Below are 14586 nucleotides of genomic sequence, written 5' to 3'. Positions count from 1 at the left end.
CTCACAGGTCAACCGATCTCCACGGGCCCGCTCTCTACAGGCTCAGTTCCGGGTGCAGGCGGTCCATCGTCCACACCTGCTTGCCGCGGGCGGCGAGCGCGGTGAGGGCGAGGGCGCCCGCGGTGAAGGCCACCAGGACCCCACAGCCCTGCCAGACCGGGGCGAGGTCCCCGCCGGTGATGAGGCGGCGCAGGCCCTCGACGACGTACGACATCGGCAGGTACGGGTGGATGGCGTTGAAGAATTCCGGACTGGTCTGGACGGGGTAGGTACCGCCCGCCGAGGTCAGCTGGAGCATCAGGACGGCGAGGACCAGGATGCGGCCGGCCGCGCCGAACTTGGCGTTGAGCCACTGGACGATCGCGGCGAAGCAGCCCGTGACCAGGAAGAGGAAGCCGATGGTGAGGGCAGGGCGGGCCATCTCCAGGCCGAGGCCCCAGTGGAGCACGGACATCAGCGCGCCCACCTGCGCGGCCCCGAGCCCCGCCACCGGCAGCCAGCCCGCCAGCGCGATCCGCCAGGGCGAGGCGCCCGCGGCCAGCGCCCGCTTGTTCATCGGCGCGATCAGCATGTAGGCGACCATCGCGCCGACCCAGAGGGAGAGCGGGATGAAGTACGGCGCGAAGCCGGTGCCGTAGTTGGGCGCCTTGTGCAGGGACTGGTTGGCGAGCTTGACCGGGTCGGCCATGACCTCGGTGCGGGCGTCGCGCTGCTGCTGGTCGTAGTCGGGGATCTTGTCGACGCCCTGGTGCAGGCCGTCGGCCAGGGCGCCGTTGCCGTCGACGAGCTTGTAGATGCCGCCGTCGAGGCTGTGCGCGCCGTCGCCGATCTTGCCGACTCCGGCCCCGATGGCCTCGGAACCGTCGGCGGCCTTGCCCAGGCCGGTGTGGAGCTGGGCCATGCCGGTGGCGACCTTGTGCGCGCCGGTGTTGAGGGCGTTCGCGTCGGCGACGGCCTGGTCGAGCTTGCCGGCGAGTCCGGGGGCGCCCGCGGCGAGCTTGCGGGCCTGCTTCTCCAGGTCGGTGAGCTGCCCCCGCAGTTCGGCGAGATCGCCGCCCGAGTCCTTGACCAGGGCGTCGACATCGCCGGCGAGCTGGGCGGCCTCGGCGGTGGTGTCCTTCAGCTTCTTCAGGTCGGCGCAGGCCACCGGCAGCGGCTTGGCGGCCGCGCCCGTGCAGGTGCGGCTGTACGTGTCGGCCGCCAGGGCCGCGGCCTGCTTGCTGACCTTGGCCGCGGCGGGGGCCTTCTTGCCGAAGGTCTCGAGGTGGTTGTTGACGACGTGGGCGGTGTCCGCGACGAGCAGCGCGGCGTCGGCGAGCTGCTTGGGGTTGTCCAGATAGGGGCGGACCTGGGAGGCGGTGCCGTTGATCTTGTCCGCTACCTGCTGGGTGCCTGCAGCGACGTCCTTCGTACCGGTCTCCAGCTTGCCCGCGGCCGTGTTGAGCTTCGTCAGCCCGCCGGTCAGCTCGCCGTTCTTCTCCTCGACCGTGTCGAGGCCGTCGGCGATCTCCTTGGCGCCCTGCTGGGCCTTGCTCGCGCCGTCCTTGAGCTTGTCGGCTCCATCGGCGGCTTCGGCGGTCTTGTCGTGCAGGTCGGAGAAGGAGATGAAGATCTTGTCGAGGAAGCCGCGTGAGGCGTTGGCGGACGCCGCCGAGCGGACCTCCGCGAAGACGGTGCGGGAGATCGAGCCGACGATGTAGTTGTTCGCGTCGTTGGTGCGCACCTGCAGGGCGCTGGTCGCGGGGTCCGCGCCGGAACTCGAGGCGATCTTCGCGCTGAAGTCCGCGGGCATGGTCAGGGACAGGTAGTACGTCCCGTCCTCCAGGCCCTTGGCCGCCTCCTCGGGGCTCACGTCGTGCCACTCGAAGGTCTTGCTGGCGTGCAGCTTCTTGGTGATCTGGGCACCGGCGTCGATGCTCTTGCCCTCGACGCTGGCTCCCTGGTCGGCGTTGACGAGCGCGACCGGGACCTTGTCGAGGCGGCTGTACGGGTCCCAGAACGACCAGAGGTACAGGGCTCCGTAGAGCAGCGGCAGCAGGAGCAGCGCGACGAGGGCGGCCCGGGGAAGCTTCCCCCGTCCGAACCGCTTCAGCTCAAGCGCGGCCAGCTTCGGCGAGCGCATCGTCCGCCCCCTTCGTGGTGTCTTCGGTCTCTTCGGTCTCTTCGGTCTCTTCGGTCTCTTCGGACTTCGTGTCCGCGCCGGCCGCGGGCCCGGCTTCGGCCGGCTTGGCCGCTTGGGCCGGCTTGGCCGCTTCGGCCGCCGGCTCGGCCTCGGCGGCGCCCGTGCGCAGGACCGTCACGTCGTCCGGTGCCTCGCTGCACACCGCGAGGACCGTGGTCCCGGCGGCGGCGATCGAGCGGAGCAGGGTCCACGCCTCGGCGCGTTCGGCGTCCGAGAGCTTGAGGTCCAGGTCGTCGAGGGCCAGCAGCCGCGGTGCGCCCAGCAGGGCGATGGCCACGGACAGCCGGACCGCCTCCAGCCGCTCCAGGTCGCGCACGGAGGTGCGCGGACCCTTGGGCAGGGTGGCGAGGTCCAGCCCGGCGGCGGCCAGCGCGGCGTCGATCCGGGCCCGGGTGCCGGTGCGGCGTTCGCCGCGCGGGCGCAGCAGGGCGCGGACGGGGCCCTCGTAGCGGCGCTGGAGCAGTGCGCCCTCGCGCAGCTGCTCGGCGACGGTGAGGGACTGGTCGAGCTCGTTGACCCCGGTGACCGGGCCGAGGGCCGCGACCCGGCGGACCGCGGTCATGTGCCGGGGCAGCCGGTGGCCGGCGACCTCGGCGTGGCCCTCGGTGGCCTTCATGCGTCCGGTGAGGGCGAGCAGGAGACAGGTCCGGCCGCTGCCGGAGGGTCCTTCGACGGCGATGAGCGAGCCGGGCTCCGCGTCGAGGCGCACTCCCCGGAACACCCAGCCGCGCGGGCCCTTGAGTCCGAAGCTTTCGGCCTTGACGGCCGCTCCGTGCGGGCTGTCCACGCCGCGCCCCCCTTCTTTTGAACTGACCGGTCAGTTCAAAAACTAGCACCTTCGGCGGCACCGGACGTGCGGCGGGGGGCAGTTGACCGGAGAAGGGGGACAAAGCAGCAGGTCGGCGTGATTGTCAGTGGCGACCGTCACGATGGGGTAGGCACAAACACAGACACAGCAGTACGCAACGACAGGAGGTTCGTCATGGCCACACCGTCCCCGTCCCCTGTCCACCCCGTCCCGCGCAGGTCGGCAGCACCTCCGGCCGCGCTCGATCTGCTCGCCAAGGCCCGCTCCGGGCTGGCCGAGGCCGTCCGGCTGACGCGGCCCAACGAGCGGTACGCCACCGCCCACCTCGCCGCACTGCGCACCGCCGCGGCGGTGCTCGCCGCACGCGGGAAGCCGGAGCCGGTCGGCGCGCGGCGCAGGCCCCGGATCCGCAGCGCGTGGGAGGTACTGCCGGAGATAGCCCCGGAGCTGACGGAGTGGAGCGCACTGTTCGCCTCCGGCGCCGACCGCCGGGCGCGCGCCGAGGCGGGGATACCCGACGCGGCGACGGTCCGGGACGCGGACGATCTGGTGCGTGCCGTGGAGATGTTCCTGCGCCTGGTGGAGCGGATGCTCGCCCTCCAGCCGGTGGCGCAGACGCTGCCGCAGCCCCGCTCCCAGGAGGTGTCCGCGAAGTAGCGCCGTGCGCCCGCGGGGCAGGCGGGACTTTGCGGACACCCCGAGCACCCGGAGCATCGGGAGGCGGGCTGAGCAGGCACGGGGTGACCGGCACGGCACCTCCCAGGCAATAGGGTGGGGCACGCATCTCTCACCCTTGTCGCGCCGAGGAGTCATCAGCCGTGTCGGACACTTCCCGCCCCCGTGCCTCCCTTCGCACCGCCGTGGTGTGGGAGGTCCTCAAGGAGGCCCTCGACCGCCGGGTGAAGGCGACCGGGCGGGATGTGCTGGACGTGCTGGACACCGGTGGCGGCACCGGCAAGTTCGCCGTGCCGGTGGCCCGGCTCGGCCACCGCGTGACCGTGGTCGACCCCAGCCCGAACGCGCTGTTCGGGCTGGAGCGCCGGGTCGCCGAGGAGGGCGTGGCCGACCTGGTCCGCGGGGTGCAGGGCGATGCCCAGGGCCTGCTGGACGTCGTCGAGCGCGAGGCGTACGACGTGGTGCTCTGCCACGGCGTGCTGGAGTACGTGGACGAACCGGCCGAGGGCGTGGCCAACGCGGTCGCCGCACTGCGCCCCGGCGGCACGCTCAGCCTGCTGGCCGCGGGCCTGGGCGGGGCCGTGCTGGCCCGCGCCCTCGCCGGCCACTTCACCGAGGCCCGTACGGCGCTCACCGACCCGGCCGGCCGCTGGGGCGCGGGCGACCCGGTCCCGCGCCGCTTCACCGCCGAGCAGCTCTCCGAGCTGGTCGGCGGGGCCGGCCTGGAGGTCGGCTCGGTGCACGGGGTCCGCATCTTCGCCGACCTCGTCCCCGGTGTCCTGGTCGACACCGAGCCGGGCGCGGTCGAGGCGCTGCTGCGCCTGGAGGAGGCGGCCGCCGAGCTGCCGGCCTTCCACGCGGTCGCCACGCAATTGCACGTCCTGGGCGGCAAGCGCGCCTGATCTGCGGAGTTCCGCTCACGGAGTACGCCGGACACCCTCCGTTCAGACGCCCGGCCCCGTATGATCGTGCGCAGTGACCGGCATGGTGGACGGGCCTGTGGGGAATAAGCGCCCCATGACCGCCCACCCGGCGGTACGGTTTCGCGCAAGGTTTGCTCGGGCAGCGCCTTTTCGGGCGGTGCCTTCTTCGGGCGGCGTTTTGGAACCTTGCGCAGAGGGCGGGTATCACGGGGGCGATTCCCCGCCTATCCTGAAGGGGACCCCTGGTCGCTACCCCCCGCGACCGACGGATGAGGAGGACTCCCGTGCCGCTCTCGGAGCACGAGCAGCGAATGCTCGAGCAGATGGAGCGAGCGCTGTACGCCGAAGATCCCAAGTTCGCGACAGCGCTTGAGGGAAGCGGACTGCGTACGTACACCCGGCGACGGGTTTACCAGGCAGTCGCAGGCATTGTGGTGGGTATCGCGCTCCTCATGACCGGTGTGATCATTCCGAACGTACTCTGGGTCAGCGTGGTGGGATTCCTCGTCATGCTGGGCTGTACGGTCCTCGTGGTCACCGGTTGGCGCAAGGCACCCAAGCCTGGCGAGCAGCCCGTCTCCGGCAGTGCAGGCGGTTCGGCCCACGGCCGCAACCGGCAGCGTCGGTCGATGATGACCCGCATCGAGGAGCGGTGGCAGCGCCGCCGCGACGAACAGGGGCAGTAGGCCCCCGCAGACATGGTTGAGGGGACGGCCGCCGTTGCGCGGCCGTCCCCTCACGGCTCTGCCGCGCCGGTCCGCCCCTTCTCCCCGATCGCCCCTGCCGCGGCACGGTCCTGCGGCATGATGGCCCGGTGAGTGTGCTCCCCCTGGTCTTCACCAGCGGCTGGGCCAGCGGGATCAACGCGTACGCCGTGGTCCTCCTGCTCGGCGTCTTCGGCGCGACCGGACTGACCGACGAGGTCCCCGCGTCCCTCCAGCGCACCGACGTGCTGATCGTCGCCGGCGTCCTGTTCCTCTGCGAGGCCGTCGCCGACAAGATCCCGTACGTGGACTCCGTCTGGGACGCGGTGCACACGGTGATCCGGCCGGTGGCCGGGGCGGTGGTCGGCGCCCTGCTGGCGGGCCAGAGCGGCTCGCTCTCCGACATCGCCGCCGGTGCGATCGGCGGTTCCACCGCGCTGGCCAGCCATTTCGTCAAGGCCGGCACCCGGATGGCCGTCAACACCTCGCCGGAGCCGTTCAGCAACATCGCGCTGAGCACCGCCGAGGACCTCGGCGTGGCGGGCATCGTCACTTTCGCGATGTTCAACCCCCAGGCCGCCGCGATCATCGCGGCCCTCCTGCTGGCGGTCGGTCTGGCCATACTCTTCTTCCTGTGGAGCCGCATCCGCCGCTTCCTGCGCCGTCGGGCCCAGCGCCGCGAGGAGAGGCGGCTCGCGGCCGTGGAGCCCGCGCTACCACCCCGCTGACCTCGGCCGACCCCCCGCCGACCTCGGCCGACCTCCCCCGGCCTCCCCCGATCCCGCTCGATAGGGTCATCCGCATGGCACGAATTGCGGTGATCGGCGCCGGCATGGGCGCGATGGCTACGGCGGCCCGGCTGGCCGTGGCGGGGCACCAGGTGACGGTGTACGAGCGCGGGTCCACCTACGGCGGCTCGGTCGGCCGGTACGAACGGGGCGGCTTCGCCTTCGACACCGGTCCGGGCCTGCTGCACCTGCCCGCCGTCTACCGCGACCTGTTCGTCAAGACCGGCAAGCGGCCCCTGGAGGACTGCGTCGATCTGGTGCAGGTCGACCCCGCCGTCCGCCACGTCCTCGCCGACGGCACCGCCGTCACCCTCCCGGGCGGCTCGCGCGGCGCCGCCGCCGCCGTCCTCGACCAGGCCTTCGGCGCCGGCGCGGGAGAGCGCTGGAACGCGGTCCTGGGCCGCGCCCGGGACGCCTGGAACGCGACCCGGCGCCCCCTGCTCGAGGAGCCGCTGCGCCCCGACTGGCAGGTGCTGGGCGCGGACCCGTACCCGGCACTGCGGGGGAGCGGCCTGCTGCGCCGCCGCCCGCCGACCCTCGCCGAGGTGGCCGACCGCGAGCTGGGCGGGGAGCTCGGCGAACTGCTCGCCGCCCGGGTGCGCGCGTACGGGGTGGACCCCGCCACCGCGCCCGCCTCGGCGGCCGTGCTCCCGTACATGGAGCAGACCTTCGGCAGCTGGTACGCGCGCGGCGGGATGCGGGCGCTGGCCACGGCCGTGTACGAGCGCTGCCTCGAACGGAAGGTGGCCTTCGTCTTCGACACGCCGGTACGGGAGGTCCTGGAGCGGGACGGCCGGGCTGCCGGGCTGCTGCTGGCCGACGGCTCCGATGCCGCCGCCGACCACGTGGTCTGCGCGGTCGACCCCCGGCAGCTCCGGGTCCCGCTGCCGGACGGCGGCGTCCCCGCCCGCGGGCCGGGGGTGGCCGGGCGGATCACCCTGCTGCTCGCGCTGCGCGGCGCGCGCCCCGCGGACGCCGTCCACCGCACCCTGGTCCACTCCCCCACCGCCCAGCTGACGGTGCTGCGCCCCGACGACCCCGCCGTGCGGCCCGACGCGGACCACGAGGCGGTCACCGTGAGCGCCCTCTGCGGCCCTGGGGGCGCCCCTGCGCCCCGGGCGCAGGAGCTGCTGGACCTGGCGGCCCGGGCCGTGCCCGGACTGCGGGAGCGGCTGCTGTGGACGCACGAGCGCACGCCCGCGGACATCGAGGCGGACACCGGGGCGCAGGGCGGCGCGGTGCCCCCGCCCGCACTGGCCGGAGCGGGCGGCGCGATGCTCTACCCCGCCAACACCACCGCCCTGCCCGGGCTGTTCCTCGCGGGCGGCTGGGCCCACCCCGGCGGCGGGCTCGCGCACGCCGGGATGACCGGGGCCCTGGTGGCCGGGCTGATCGTGGAGGGCGCCGGCTTCCGCGGCTCCCAGTGACGACGGAGCCCCCGGGGAACGTTCCCCGGGGGCTCGCGCGCGCCCCGCCGGCCCGCGAAGGTCAGTAGCGGTACTGCTCGTACTCGCCGGTGCCCTGGTACGGGTACTGCTGCGGTTGCTGCTGCTGCGGGTACGGGTTCTGGTCGTCCCCGGGATAGCCCGCGGCGGCCCCGTCGGTGGACCGCTGCTGCGGCACCCACACCCCGCCGGGCGGGGTGTCCATCGCGTACTGCTGCTGCCCGCCCGCGCTCGCGTACGGGTCGGCGCCGGAGTAGCCGGCGTACGGGGTGTAGTCGTAGGGCTGTTGCGGGATCACGGCCCCGCCGGTGCCGATGTACGGGTCCGAGTAGGCGGCGTAGACCTGCTGTTCGCCACCCGCCGGATAGCCCGCGGAGTAGTCGTAGCCGCCCTGGCCCTGCGGGGCGTAGGCCTCCCCGCCGTAGGCCTGCCCGTCGTAGCCCTGACCGTCGTACTGGGGCGCGTACTGGTGGGCGTCCTGCTCGGCCGTGGGGAACGGGGAGGCGAAAGCGGCCGTCCGGCCGGCGTCGGCGGTGGGGGCGAAACTCTGTATCCCGTACGAGCCCGTGTCCTCGGGCAGCGGCTCCGGGCTGTAGAAGTCCTCGGTGGCGGCATGGAACTGCGGCTCCGGCCGCCCCCGGTCGGGCTCGTCGGCCCGGCCCGCGTCCTCGGGGTCCGGCTCCGTCCCGCCGGGTCCGTACTCCAGCCCGGTCACCTTCAGCGCGGGCTCGGGGCGCGCACCGCCCGCCTTGCGGCGCCGGGTCTGCTGGCGTACGGGTTCGCCGCCGCGGCGCAGCGCCCAGCCGGCCTCGAAGCCCTTGCGGAAGGAAAGCGTCACCAGGGTCTGGCCCAGGGCGAACGCGGCCGCGCCGAGGCCGATGACCGGCACCGACGGCAGGACGACCCCGGCGACCACACCGAGGAACCCGGCGAACGCGAGCAACCGCCAGCGCAGCCGGGCCTTGTACTGCATCAGGACCTCGGCAAGCAGCCACAGCGCGACGAAACCGAACGCGATGTAGAGGACCGTCATTCCCATGCGTGGCACCTCTCGGTACGGCCGCCCCGCCAGGAAAACGGAGACCGGCCGATCAGGCCCGCTGGTGCAGGCCCAGGTTCTCGTAGATCTCGAGAGTCGCCGTGGAATTGTTCAGCGTGATGAAGTGCAGCCCCGGGACACCCTCGGACAGCAGCCGCGCGCAGAACTCCGTGGCGAACTCGATCCCAATGGAGCGTACAGCGGCTGCATCGTCCTTGACGGCGAGCATGCGCTCTTTCACGGCCGCGGGGAAGACTGCGTTGCTGAGTTGTGGCAGCCGGTCGAGCTGCTTGATGCCCACAACAGGCATGACCTCGGGGATGATCGGGGTGTCGCAGCCCGCCTTCTGGGCGCTGTCGCGCAGCCGCAGATAATTCTCCGGATCGAAGAACATCTGGGTGATCGCGTAGTCCGCTCCGGCGCGGCACTTGTCCACGAAGTGCCGGATGTCCGTGTCCCAGTCCTCCGAGCGCGGGTGCATGTCGGGGAAGGCGGCGACGCCCACGCAGAAGTCGCCGGACTCCTTGAGCAGGCGGACCAGGTCGGCGGCGTAGTGGACGCCCTCGGGGTGCGCGACCCAGGGGCCCATGGGGTCGCCGGGCGGGTCGCCGCGCAGGGCCAGCATGTTGCGGATGCCGGCGTCGGCGAACTGACCGATCACGTGGCGCAGCTCGGCGATGGAGTGGTCGACCGCGGTGAGGTGCGCGACGGGGGTCAGGGTGGTGTCGGCGGCGATCTCCTGGGTGGCCTTGACGGTGCCGCCGCGGGTGGAGCCGCCTGCCCCGTAGGTCACGGAGACGAAGCTCGGGCCCACCGCCTCGATCCGGCGCAGCGCGTTCCAGAGGTTGCGCTCGCCCTTCTCCGTCTTCGGGGCCCAGAACTCGAAGGAGTACGACGGGCTTCCGGACGCCAGCAGGTCGCGGACCGTGCGCGCACGGTCCGTACGGGTGGAAGCGGTACCAAGGGCCATACGGGCAGGTTAGACGCGCCTTCGCGGTCCCCGAAGCCGTGTCCGCCTTTTGGACACGTTTTTGGACACCTGCACGGACGGCCGGTGAAGGCTTAGGCGGAAACGCGCTCGCGGACCCGCTTGGCCAGGTCGGCGGCGGCCGCGCCCGGGTCGGTGGCCTCGGTCAGCGCGCGGACGACGACGATGCGGGTGGCTCCGGCGTCGAGGACCTCGTCGAGGTTGCCGGCGTCGATGCCGCCGATGGCGAACCAGGGGCGGGCGGGGGCCAGCGAGGCCGCGTACCGGACCAGTCCGAGGCCGGGGGCGTACCGGCCGGGCTTGGTGGGGGTGGGCCAGCAGGGGCCGGTGCAGAAGTAGTCCACGCCCGGTTCCGCGACGGCCGCGTCCACCTCGGACTCGGCGTGGCAGGACCGGCCGATGAGGACGGACTCGCCGAGGATCGCGCGGGCGGCGGGCACCGGGATGTCGCCCTGGCCCAGGTGCAGGACATCGGAGCCGATGGCGTGGGCGACATCGGCGCGGTCGTTCACTGCGAGGAGCCGGCCGTGCCGGCGGGCGGCGTCGGCGAACACCCGCAGGTGCTCGAGCTCCTCGCCGGCCTCCATGCCCTTGTCGCGCAGCTGGACGATGTCCACCCCGCCGGCCAGGACCGCGTCGAGGAACTCGGGGAGGTCCCCCTGCCGCTTGCGGGCGTCCGTGCACAGGTAGAGCCGGGCGTCGGACAGCTGGGCGCTCGCGGACACGATCGCGGACATGGGTACCCCCGGGGTGGATGCGGTGCACGGGCCGTCCAGGGCCCGCGCACCGCGGATGGATCAGGCGGCTCGGGTCAGAGGGCGAGCGCCTGAGCGCGGCGCTTCACCTCCGTGCCGCGATTCTCGCTCAGCGCCTGCGCGGGGGTGCCGGGCAGGGTCGGGTCCGGGGTGAACATCCACTCCAGGATCTCCTCGTCGGAGAAGCCGTCGTCGCGGAGCACGGTCAGCAGGCCGGGCAGGCCCTTGACGATCTTGTCGCCGTCGATGAAGGGGGCGGGCACCTGGAGCGAACGGTTCTCGCCCCGGCGTACGGCGATCAGCTGACCTTCCTTGACCAGCTGGCGGACCCGGGTCACCTCGATGTCGAGCATCTCGGCGATGTCGGGGACGTACAGCCAGGCGGGGACAAGGGCGTCGATCTTTGCGTCAATCTCGGTCACGGGCACAAGCCTGCCACCTCGGACCGGCACCCGGTACCCGAGCCGACCCGTCCGGGTCCCCGCACCCCTACACCAGCGCCGATTTCAGCGGGAGCGCGGAGTCGGCGATCTTGGCCGGGTCCACCGGGGTACCCGCCTCGATCAGCTTCCGCCCCTGCGCCAGGTCACGCGGCCGGCCCACCGCCAGGACGGCGGCCAGCGCCCCGTCCCGGAGCCAGCACACCGACCATCCCGCATCGGCGGGGTTCCCGCGCCACACCAGCTCGTCGGCGCCCGCGTGGTGCCCCGCGTACTGCACGAACCTCCCGAACTGCTCCGACCAGAAGTACGGCACCGGGTCGTACACCTGCATCGCGCTCCCGGCCAGGATGTTCGCCGCGACCACCCGCGGCCCCTGCAGGGCGTTGTCCCAGTGGTGCACCAGCAGCCGCGCCCCGTAGCGGGCCGACGGGAACGAGGCGCAGTCGCCGACTGCGTACACCCCGGGCACCGTGGTCCTCAGGTACTCGTCCGCGGTGACCGCGCCCTCCGGCCCGAGCTCGACCCCCGAGTCCGCGAGCCACCGGGTCGCCGGCCGGGCCCCGATGCCCACCACCACCGCTCCCGCCGGCAGCTCCCGCCCGTCCGCGAGCAGGACCCGCCCGGACCGGACCGAGGCGACCTTCGCGCCGGTCAGCAGGGCGGCCCCGGCCTCCTCGTACCAGTGGGCCATGGGGGCCGCGACCTCCGCGGGCAGCGCCCCGGCCAGCACCCGGTCAGCCGCCTCGACCACGGTCACCGCACAGCCCACCTCGCGCGCGGCGGTGGCGAACTCGGCGCCGATCCAGCCCGCCCCGACCACCACGGTCGACGGCGTCCGGGCCAGCACCGGCCGCAGCCGGGCCGCGTCGTCCAGGGTGCGCAGCAGGTGTACGCCGGGGACGCCTTCGGCCCCGGGCAGGGTCAGCGGTTCGGCGCCGGTCGCCAGGACCAGGACGTCGTACGGGACCGGTCCCGCCTCGGTGTCCAGCTCGCGCTCGGCGGCCCGCAGCCCGGTGACCTCCACCCCGAGCCGGAGCACGACGCCGAGCCCCTCGAAGTCCACGTCGAACGCGGAGTCCTCGGCCTTGCCGAGCAGCACCGCCTTCGACAGCGGAGGCCGGTCGTACGGCTGGTGGGGCTCGGCGCCCAGCAGGGTGATCGGGCCGCGCCACCCCTGCTCCCGCAGCGCGACCGCGGTCTGCACTCCGGCCATTCCGGCGCCGACGATGACGACGCCGCTCTGAGTCTGTTCCGTCTGCTCGCTCACGGCGCCCAGCCTAGCGATCTGACGGCTCGTCAGGAACAGCGGCCCGGCGCGGCGGCCGGGGAGGCAGCCTTACCCGCCCCCGGCGGCGGGGTTAGGCTGGCGCCCGTACCTATCGCGGGAGTCCGGGCGGACCGGGCTGAGAGGGAGGCTGAGCGGCCTCCGACCGTACGAACCTGATCCGGGTCATGCCGGCGAAGGGAGGGGCTGGACGCCCATGCACTCATCTCGAAAGGGATCCGACGCGGGATCCACCGGATCCACCGGATCCACCAGGTCCGCAGGGTCCGATGTCCTCGTCATCGGGGGCGGGATCATCGGCCTGGTCACCGCCTGGCGGGCGGCCCGGCACGGGCTGCGGACCGTACTCGCCGATCCCGCGCCCGGCGGCGGCGCGGCGCAGGTCGCGGCGGGCATGCTCGCCGCCGTCACGGAGCTGCACTACGGCGAGGAGACCCTGCTCGGGCTCAACCTCGCCTCCGCCGCCCGCTACCCGGAGTTCGCCGCCGAGCTGGCCGAGGCCAGTGGCGTGGCGGACATCGGATACCGCGCCTGCGGCACGCTCGCCGTCGCCCTCGACGCCGACGACCGGCTGCACCTGCGCGAGCTGCACGCCCTCCAGCGACGCTGCGGCCTGGAGTCCGAGTGGCTCACCGGCCGCGAGTGCCGCCGCCTGGAGCCGATGCTGGCCCCGAGCGTACGGGGCGGCCTGCGCGTGGACGGGGACCACCAGGTCGATCCGCGCCGGCTGGCGGCCGCGCTGCTGGCCGCCTGCGAGGGCGCGGGCGTGGAGATCCGCCGGGCGGCCGCGGAGCGGCTGCTGACCGCGGCCGACCGGGCCGTCGGCGTACGGCTCGACGACGGTACCGAGCTGCGCGCGGACCAGGTGGTCCTGGCCGCGGGCTCGCTCAGCGGCCGGCTGGCCGGCGTACCACCGCATGTGCTGCCTCCCGTGCGGCCCGTGAAGGGCCAGGTGCTGCGGCTCTCGGTGCCGCGGGCGTACGCGCCGTTCCTGTCGCGGACGGTACGGGCGGTGGTGCGCGGCAGCCACGTGTACCTGGTGCCGCGCGAGAACGGCGAGCTCGTCATCGGGGCCACCAGCGAGGAGCTCGGCTGGGACACCACGGTCACCGCGGGCGGGGTGTACGAACTCCTTCGCGATGCACACGAGTTGGTGCCCGGCATCACCGAGCTGCCACTGACCGAGACCCGGGCCGGGCTGCGGCCCGGGTCCCCGGACAACGCCCCGCTGCTGGGCCCGACCGACCTGCCCGGCCTCCACCTGGCCACCGGGCACTACCGCAACGGGGTACTGCTGACCCCGCTCACCGGCGACGTGATGGCGCAGCTGCTGACCACCGGCACGCTGCCCGAGATCGCCCGCCCGTTCACCCCGCGCCGGTTCTCCACCGCACGTCAGGAGTCGTACGCATGACCATCTCCGTCAACGGCGAGCCGCGCGAGATCGCGGCCGGCACCACGCTCGACGCGGTGGTCGCCACCTTGACCGCGGCCCCGTCCGGCGTCGCGGCCGCACTGAACGAGACCGTGGTCCCGCGCCGGCAGTGGCCGCTCACGGCGGTGGGCGAGGGCGACCGGGTCGAGGTCCTCACCGCGGTGCAGGGGGGTTGAGCGCGATGGCGGACGACGCTTTCGAGCTGGGCGGCCGGACCTTCTCGTCCCGTCTGATCATGGGGACGGGCGGGGCGCCGAGCCTGGACGTCCTGGAGCGGGCGCTGGTCGCGTCCGGTACCGAGCTCACGACGGTGGCGATGCGGCGGCTGGACCCGACGGTGCAGGGTTCCGTCCTGTCGGTGCTCACGCGCCTGGGCATCTCCGTGCTCCCCAACACGGCGGGGTGCTTCACCGCGGGCGAGGCGGTGCTGACGGCGCGCCTCGCACGGGAGGCGCTGGGCACGGACTGGATCAAGCTGGAGGTGGTGGCGGACGAACGGACGCTGCTGCCGGACGGGGTGGAGCTGCTGGACGCGGCGGAGACGCTGGTCGACGAGGGCTTCACGGTGCTGCCCTACACGAACGACGACCCGGTGCTGGCACGCAAGCTGGAGGACGCGGGCTGCGCGGCGATCATGCCGCTGGGGTCGCCGATCGGCTCGGGGATGGGCATCCGGAACCCGCACAACTTCGAGCTGATCGCGGAACGGGCCGGGGTTCCGGTGATCCTGGACGCGGGGGCGGGCACGGCCTCGGACGTGGCGCTGGCGATGGAGCTGGGGTGCGCGGCGGTGATGCTGGCGTCCGCGGTGACCCGGGCCCAGTTCCCGGTCCTGATGGCGGCGGCCATGCGTGACGCGGTCTCGGCGGGCCGGCTGGCGCACCGCGCGGGCCGCATCCCCCAGCGCCGCTTCGCGGAAGCCTCCTCCCCCACCGCGGGCCGAGCCGCCCTGGACCCGGAACGCCCGGCGTTCTGACCGCTGCGCGGGCCCTCGCGAACGCCGCACGCGCGCGGGCCGGGATGGCCACCGCTTGAACGGGGTGGTCGTGCGGTTCCTCCGGGACCCGCGCGACCACCTCTTCGTCGTAGAGGAGCACGACCAGCGCGGGATGCGCC

Annotated in this window: 15 protein-coding genes, 1 pseudogene and 1 riboswitch; of the genes and pseudogenes, 8 read left to right on the top strand and 8 right to left on the bottom strand. The window is 73.6% G+C overall.

All coding sequences use genetic code 11. The features are described from left to right. Positions 1-34: 34 nt before the first annotated feature. Both K7B10_RS28715 and K7B10_RS28710 read right to left on the bottom strand, forming a co-directional pair. Positions 35-2122 carry a YhgE/Pip domain-containing protein gene (locus tag K7B10_RS28715; protein WP_229340431.1) on the bottom strand — a complete coding sequence of 696 codons (2088 nt, stop codon included), beginning with the start codon at positions 2120-2122 and terminating at the stop codon, positions 35-37. Further along, on the bottom strand, positions 2094-2969 hold the full coding sequence (locus tag K7B10_RS28710) for an ATP-binding cassette domain-containing protein (protein ID WP_229340429.1): 876 nt from the start codon (positions 2967-2969) through the stop codon (positions 2094-2096). The genes K7B10_RS28715 and K7B10_RS28710 overlap by 29 nt, the downstream gene beginning before the upstream one ends. Before the next feature lie 195 nt (positions 2970-3164). Here K7B10_RS28710 and K7B10_RS28705 point away from each other — a divergent pair, with 195 nt between their 5' ends. The 5 genes from K7B10_RS28705 (at position 3165) to K7B10_RS28685 (ending at position 7507) form a co-directional block, all read left to right on the top strand. Beyond that, on the top strand, positions 3165-3647 hold the full coding sequence (locus tag K7B10_RS28705; protein WP_229340427.1) for an SAV_6107 family HEPN domain-containing protein: 483 nt from the start codon (positions 3165-3167) through the stop codon (positions 3645-3647). 161 nt (positions 3648-3808) lie between these two features. Continuing rightward, positions 3809-4567, top strand: coding sequence for a methyltransferase (locus K7B10_RS28700; protein WP_229340424.1), 759 nt, complete (start codon positions 3809-3811; stop codon positions 4565-4567). Between the two features lie 305 nt (positions 4568-4872). Next, positions 4873-5274: an SCO2097 family morphological protein gene (locus K7B10_RS28695; protein WP_030156028.1), complete on the top strand. Its 402-nt coding sequence runs from the start codon at positions 4873-4875 to the stop codon at positions 5272-5274. 128 nt (positions 5275-5402) lie between these two features. Next, positions 5403-6020, top strand: coding sequence for a DUF4126 domain-containing protein (locus K7B10_RS28690; RefSeq protein WP_229340422.1), 618 nt, complete (start codon positions 5403-5405; stop codon positions 6018-6020). Between the two features lie 74 nt (positions 6021-6094). Further along, positions 6095-7507, top strand: coding sequence for a phytoene desaturase family protein (locus K7B10_RS28685; protein ID WP_229340421.1), 1413 nt, complete (start codon positions 6095-6097; stop codon positions 7505-7507). A gap of 61 nt (positions 7508-7568) precedes the next feature. Here the strand turns inward: K7B10_RS28685 and K7B10_RS28680 are convergent, their stop codons facing one another. The 5 genes from K7B10_RS28680 to K7B10_RS28660 all read right to left on the bottom strand — a co-directional run bounded on the left by K7B10_RS28680 (position 7569) and on the right by K7B10_RS28660 (position 12017). Then, positions 7569-8564 carry a hypothetical protein gene (locus K7B10_RS28680; protein ID WP_229340419.1) on the bottom strand — a complete coding sequence of 332 codons (996 nt, stop codon included), beginning with the start codon at positions 8562-8564 and terminating at the stop codon, positions 7569-7571. 52 nt (positions 8565-8616) lie between these two features. Next, the gene (gene metF / locus K7B10_RS28675; protein WP_229340416.1) at positions 8617-9534 is read right to left on the bottom strand and encodes a methylenetetrahydrofolate reductase [NAD(P)H]; all 918 of its coding nucleotides are present in this window, start codon (positions 9532-9534) and stop codon (positions 8617-8619) included. A 92-nt stretch (positions 9535-9626) separates the two neighbouring features. After that, positions 9627-10289 (bottom strand): thiamine phosphate synthase, encoded by a 663-nt coding sequence (thiE, locus tag K7B10_RS28670; protein ID WP_229340414.1) that lies wholly within the window; start codon positions 10287-10289, stop codon positions 9627-9629. A gap of 74 nt (positions 10290-10363) precedes the next feature. Continuing rightward, complete coding sequence (locus K7B10_RS28665; protein ID WP_030863625.1) at positions 10364-10729, bottom strand: Rv2175c family DNA-binding protein; 366 nt, start codon at positions 10727-10729, stop codon at positions 10364-10366. A gap of 67 nt (positions 10730-10796) precedes the next feature. Beyond that, on the bottom strand, positions 10797-12017 hold the full coding sequence (locus tag K7B10_RS28660; protein ID WP_229340411.1) for an NAD(P)/FAD-dependent oxidoreductase: 1221 nt from the start codon (positions 12015-12017) through the stop codon (positions 10797-10799). Between the two features lie 104 nt (positions 12018-12121). After that, a riboswitch (TPP riboswitch) is annotated at positions 12122-12234 on the top strand. On the opposite strand from K7B10_RS28660, the gene thiO reads away from it, so the two are divergent. The 3 genes from thiO to K7B10_RS28645 all read left to right on the top strand — a co-directional run bounded on the left by thiO (position 12232) and on the right by K7B10_RS28645 (position 14446). Further along, the gene (gene thiO / locus K7B10_RS28655; RefSeq protein WP_229340409.1) at positions 12232-13449 is read left to right on the top strand and encodes a glycine oxidase ThiO; all 1218 of its coding nucleotides are present in this window, start codon (positions 12232-12234) and stop codon (positions 13447-13449) included. Its footprint overlaps the riboswitch before it by 3 nt. Beyond that, on the top strand, positions 13446-13646 hold the full coding sequence (thiS, locus tag K7B10_RS28650; RefSeq protein WP_030863616.1) for a sulfur carrier protein ThiS: 201 nt from the start codon (positions 13446-13448) through the stop codon (positions 13644-13646). Before thiO ends, thiS begins: the two co-directional genes overlap by 4 nt. A gap of 5 nt (positions 13647-13651) precedes the next feature. Further along, the gene (locus tag K7B10_RS28645; RefSeq protein ID WP_229340407.1) at positions 13652-14446 is read left to right on the top strand and encodes a thiazole synthase; all 795 of its coding nucleotides are present in this window, start codon (positions 13652-13654) and stop codon (positions 14444-14446) included. A gap of 28 nt (positions 14447-14474) precedes the next feature. Here the strand turns inward: K7B10_RS28645 and K7B10_RS28640 are convergent. Further along, positions 14475-14586 (bottom strand): annotated as a pseudogene (locus K7B10_RS28640) (5-formyltetrahydrofolate cyclo-ligase); the annotation flags it as partial.

The organism is Streptomyces flavotricini (assembly GCF_020639365.1).
Lineage (GTDB): Bacteria > Actinomycetota > Actinomycetes > Streptomycetales > Streptomycetaceae > Streptomyces > Streptomyces flavotricini.
The sequence above is the reverse complement of the archived record's forward strand: the minus strand, read 5'-3'. Positions and strand labels throughout refer to the sequence as shown.

Excerpts from the sequence above, each read along its gene's own strand:
- thiS (WP_030863616.1), top strand. The coding sequence starts at position 13,446 with ATGACCATCTCCGTCAACGGCGAGCCGCGCGAGATCGCGGCCGGCACC.
- K7B10_RS28685 (WP_229340421.1), top strand. The coding sequence starts at position 6,095 with ATGGCACGAATTGCGGTGATCGGCGCCGGCATGGGCGCGATGGCTACG.
- K7B10_RS28705 (WP_229340427.1), top strand. The coding sequence starts at position 3,165 with ATGGCCACACCGTCCCCGTCCCCTGTCCACCCCGTCCCGCGCAGGTCG.
- K7B10_RS28715 (WP_229340431.1), bottom strand. The coding sequence starts at position 2,122 with ATGCGCTCGCCGAAGCTGGCCGCGCTTGAGCTGAAGCGGTTCGGACGG.
- thiE (WP_229340414.1), bottom strand. The coding sequence starts at position 10,289 with ATGTCCGCGATCGTGTCCGCGAGCGCCCAGCTGTCCGACGCCCGGCTC.
- thiO (WP_229340409.1), top strand. The coding sequence starts at position 12,232 with ATGCACTCATCTCGAAAGGGATCCGACGCGGGATCCACCGGATCCACC.
- K7B10_RS28645 (WP_229340407.1), top strand. The coding sequence starts at position 13,652 with ATGGCGGACGACGCTTTCGAGCTGGGCGGCCGGACCTTCTCGTCCCGT.
- metF (WP_229340416.1), bottom strand. The coding sequence starts at position 9,534 with ATGGCCCTTGGTACCGCTTCCACCCGTACGGACCGTGCGCGCACGGTC.
- K7B10_RS28680 (WP_229340419.1), bottom strand. The coding sequence starts at position 8,564 with ATGGGAATGACGGTCCTCTACATCGCGTTCGGTTTCGTCGCGCTGTGG.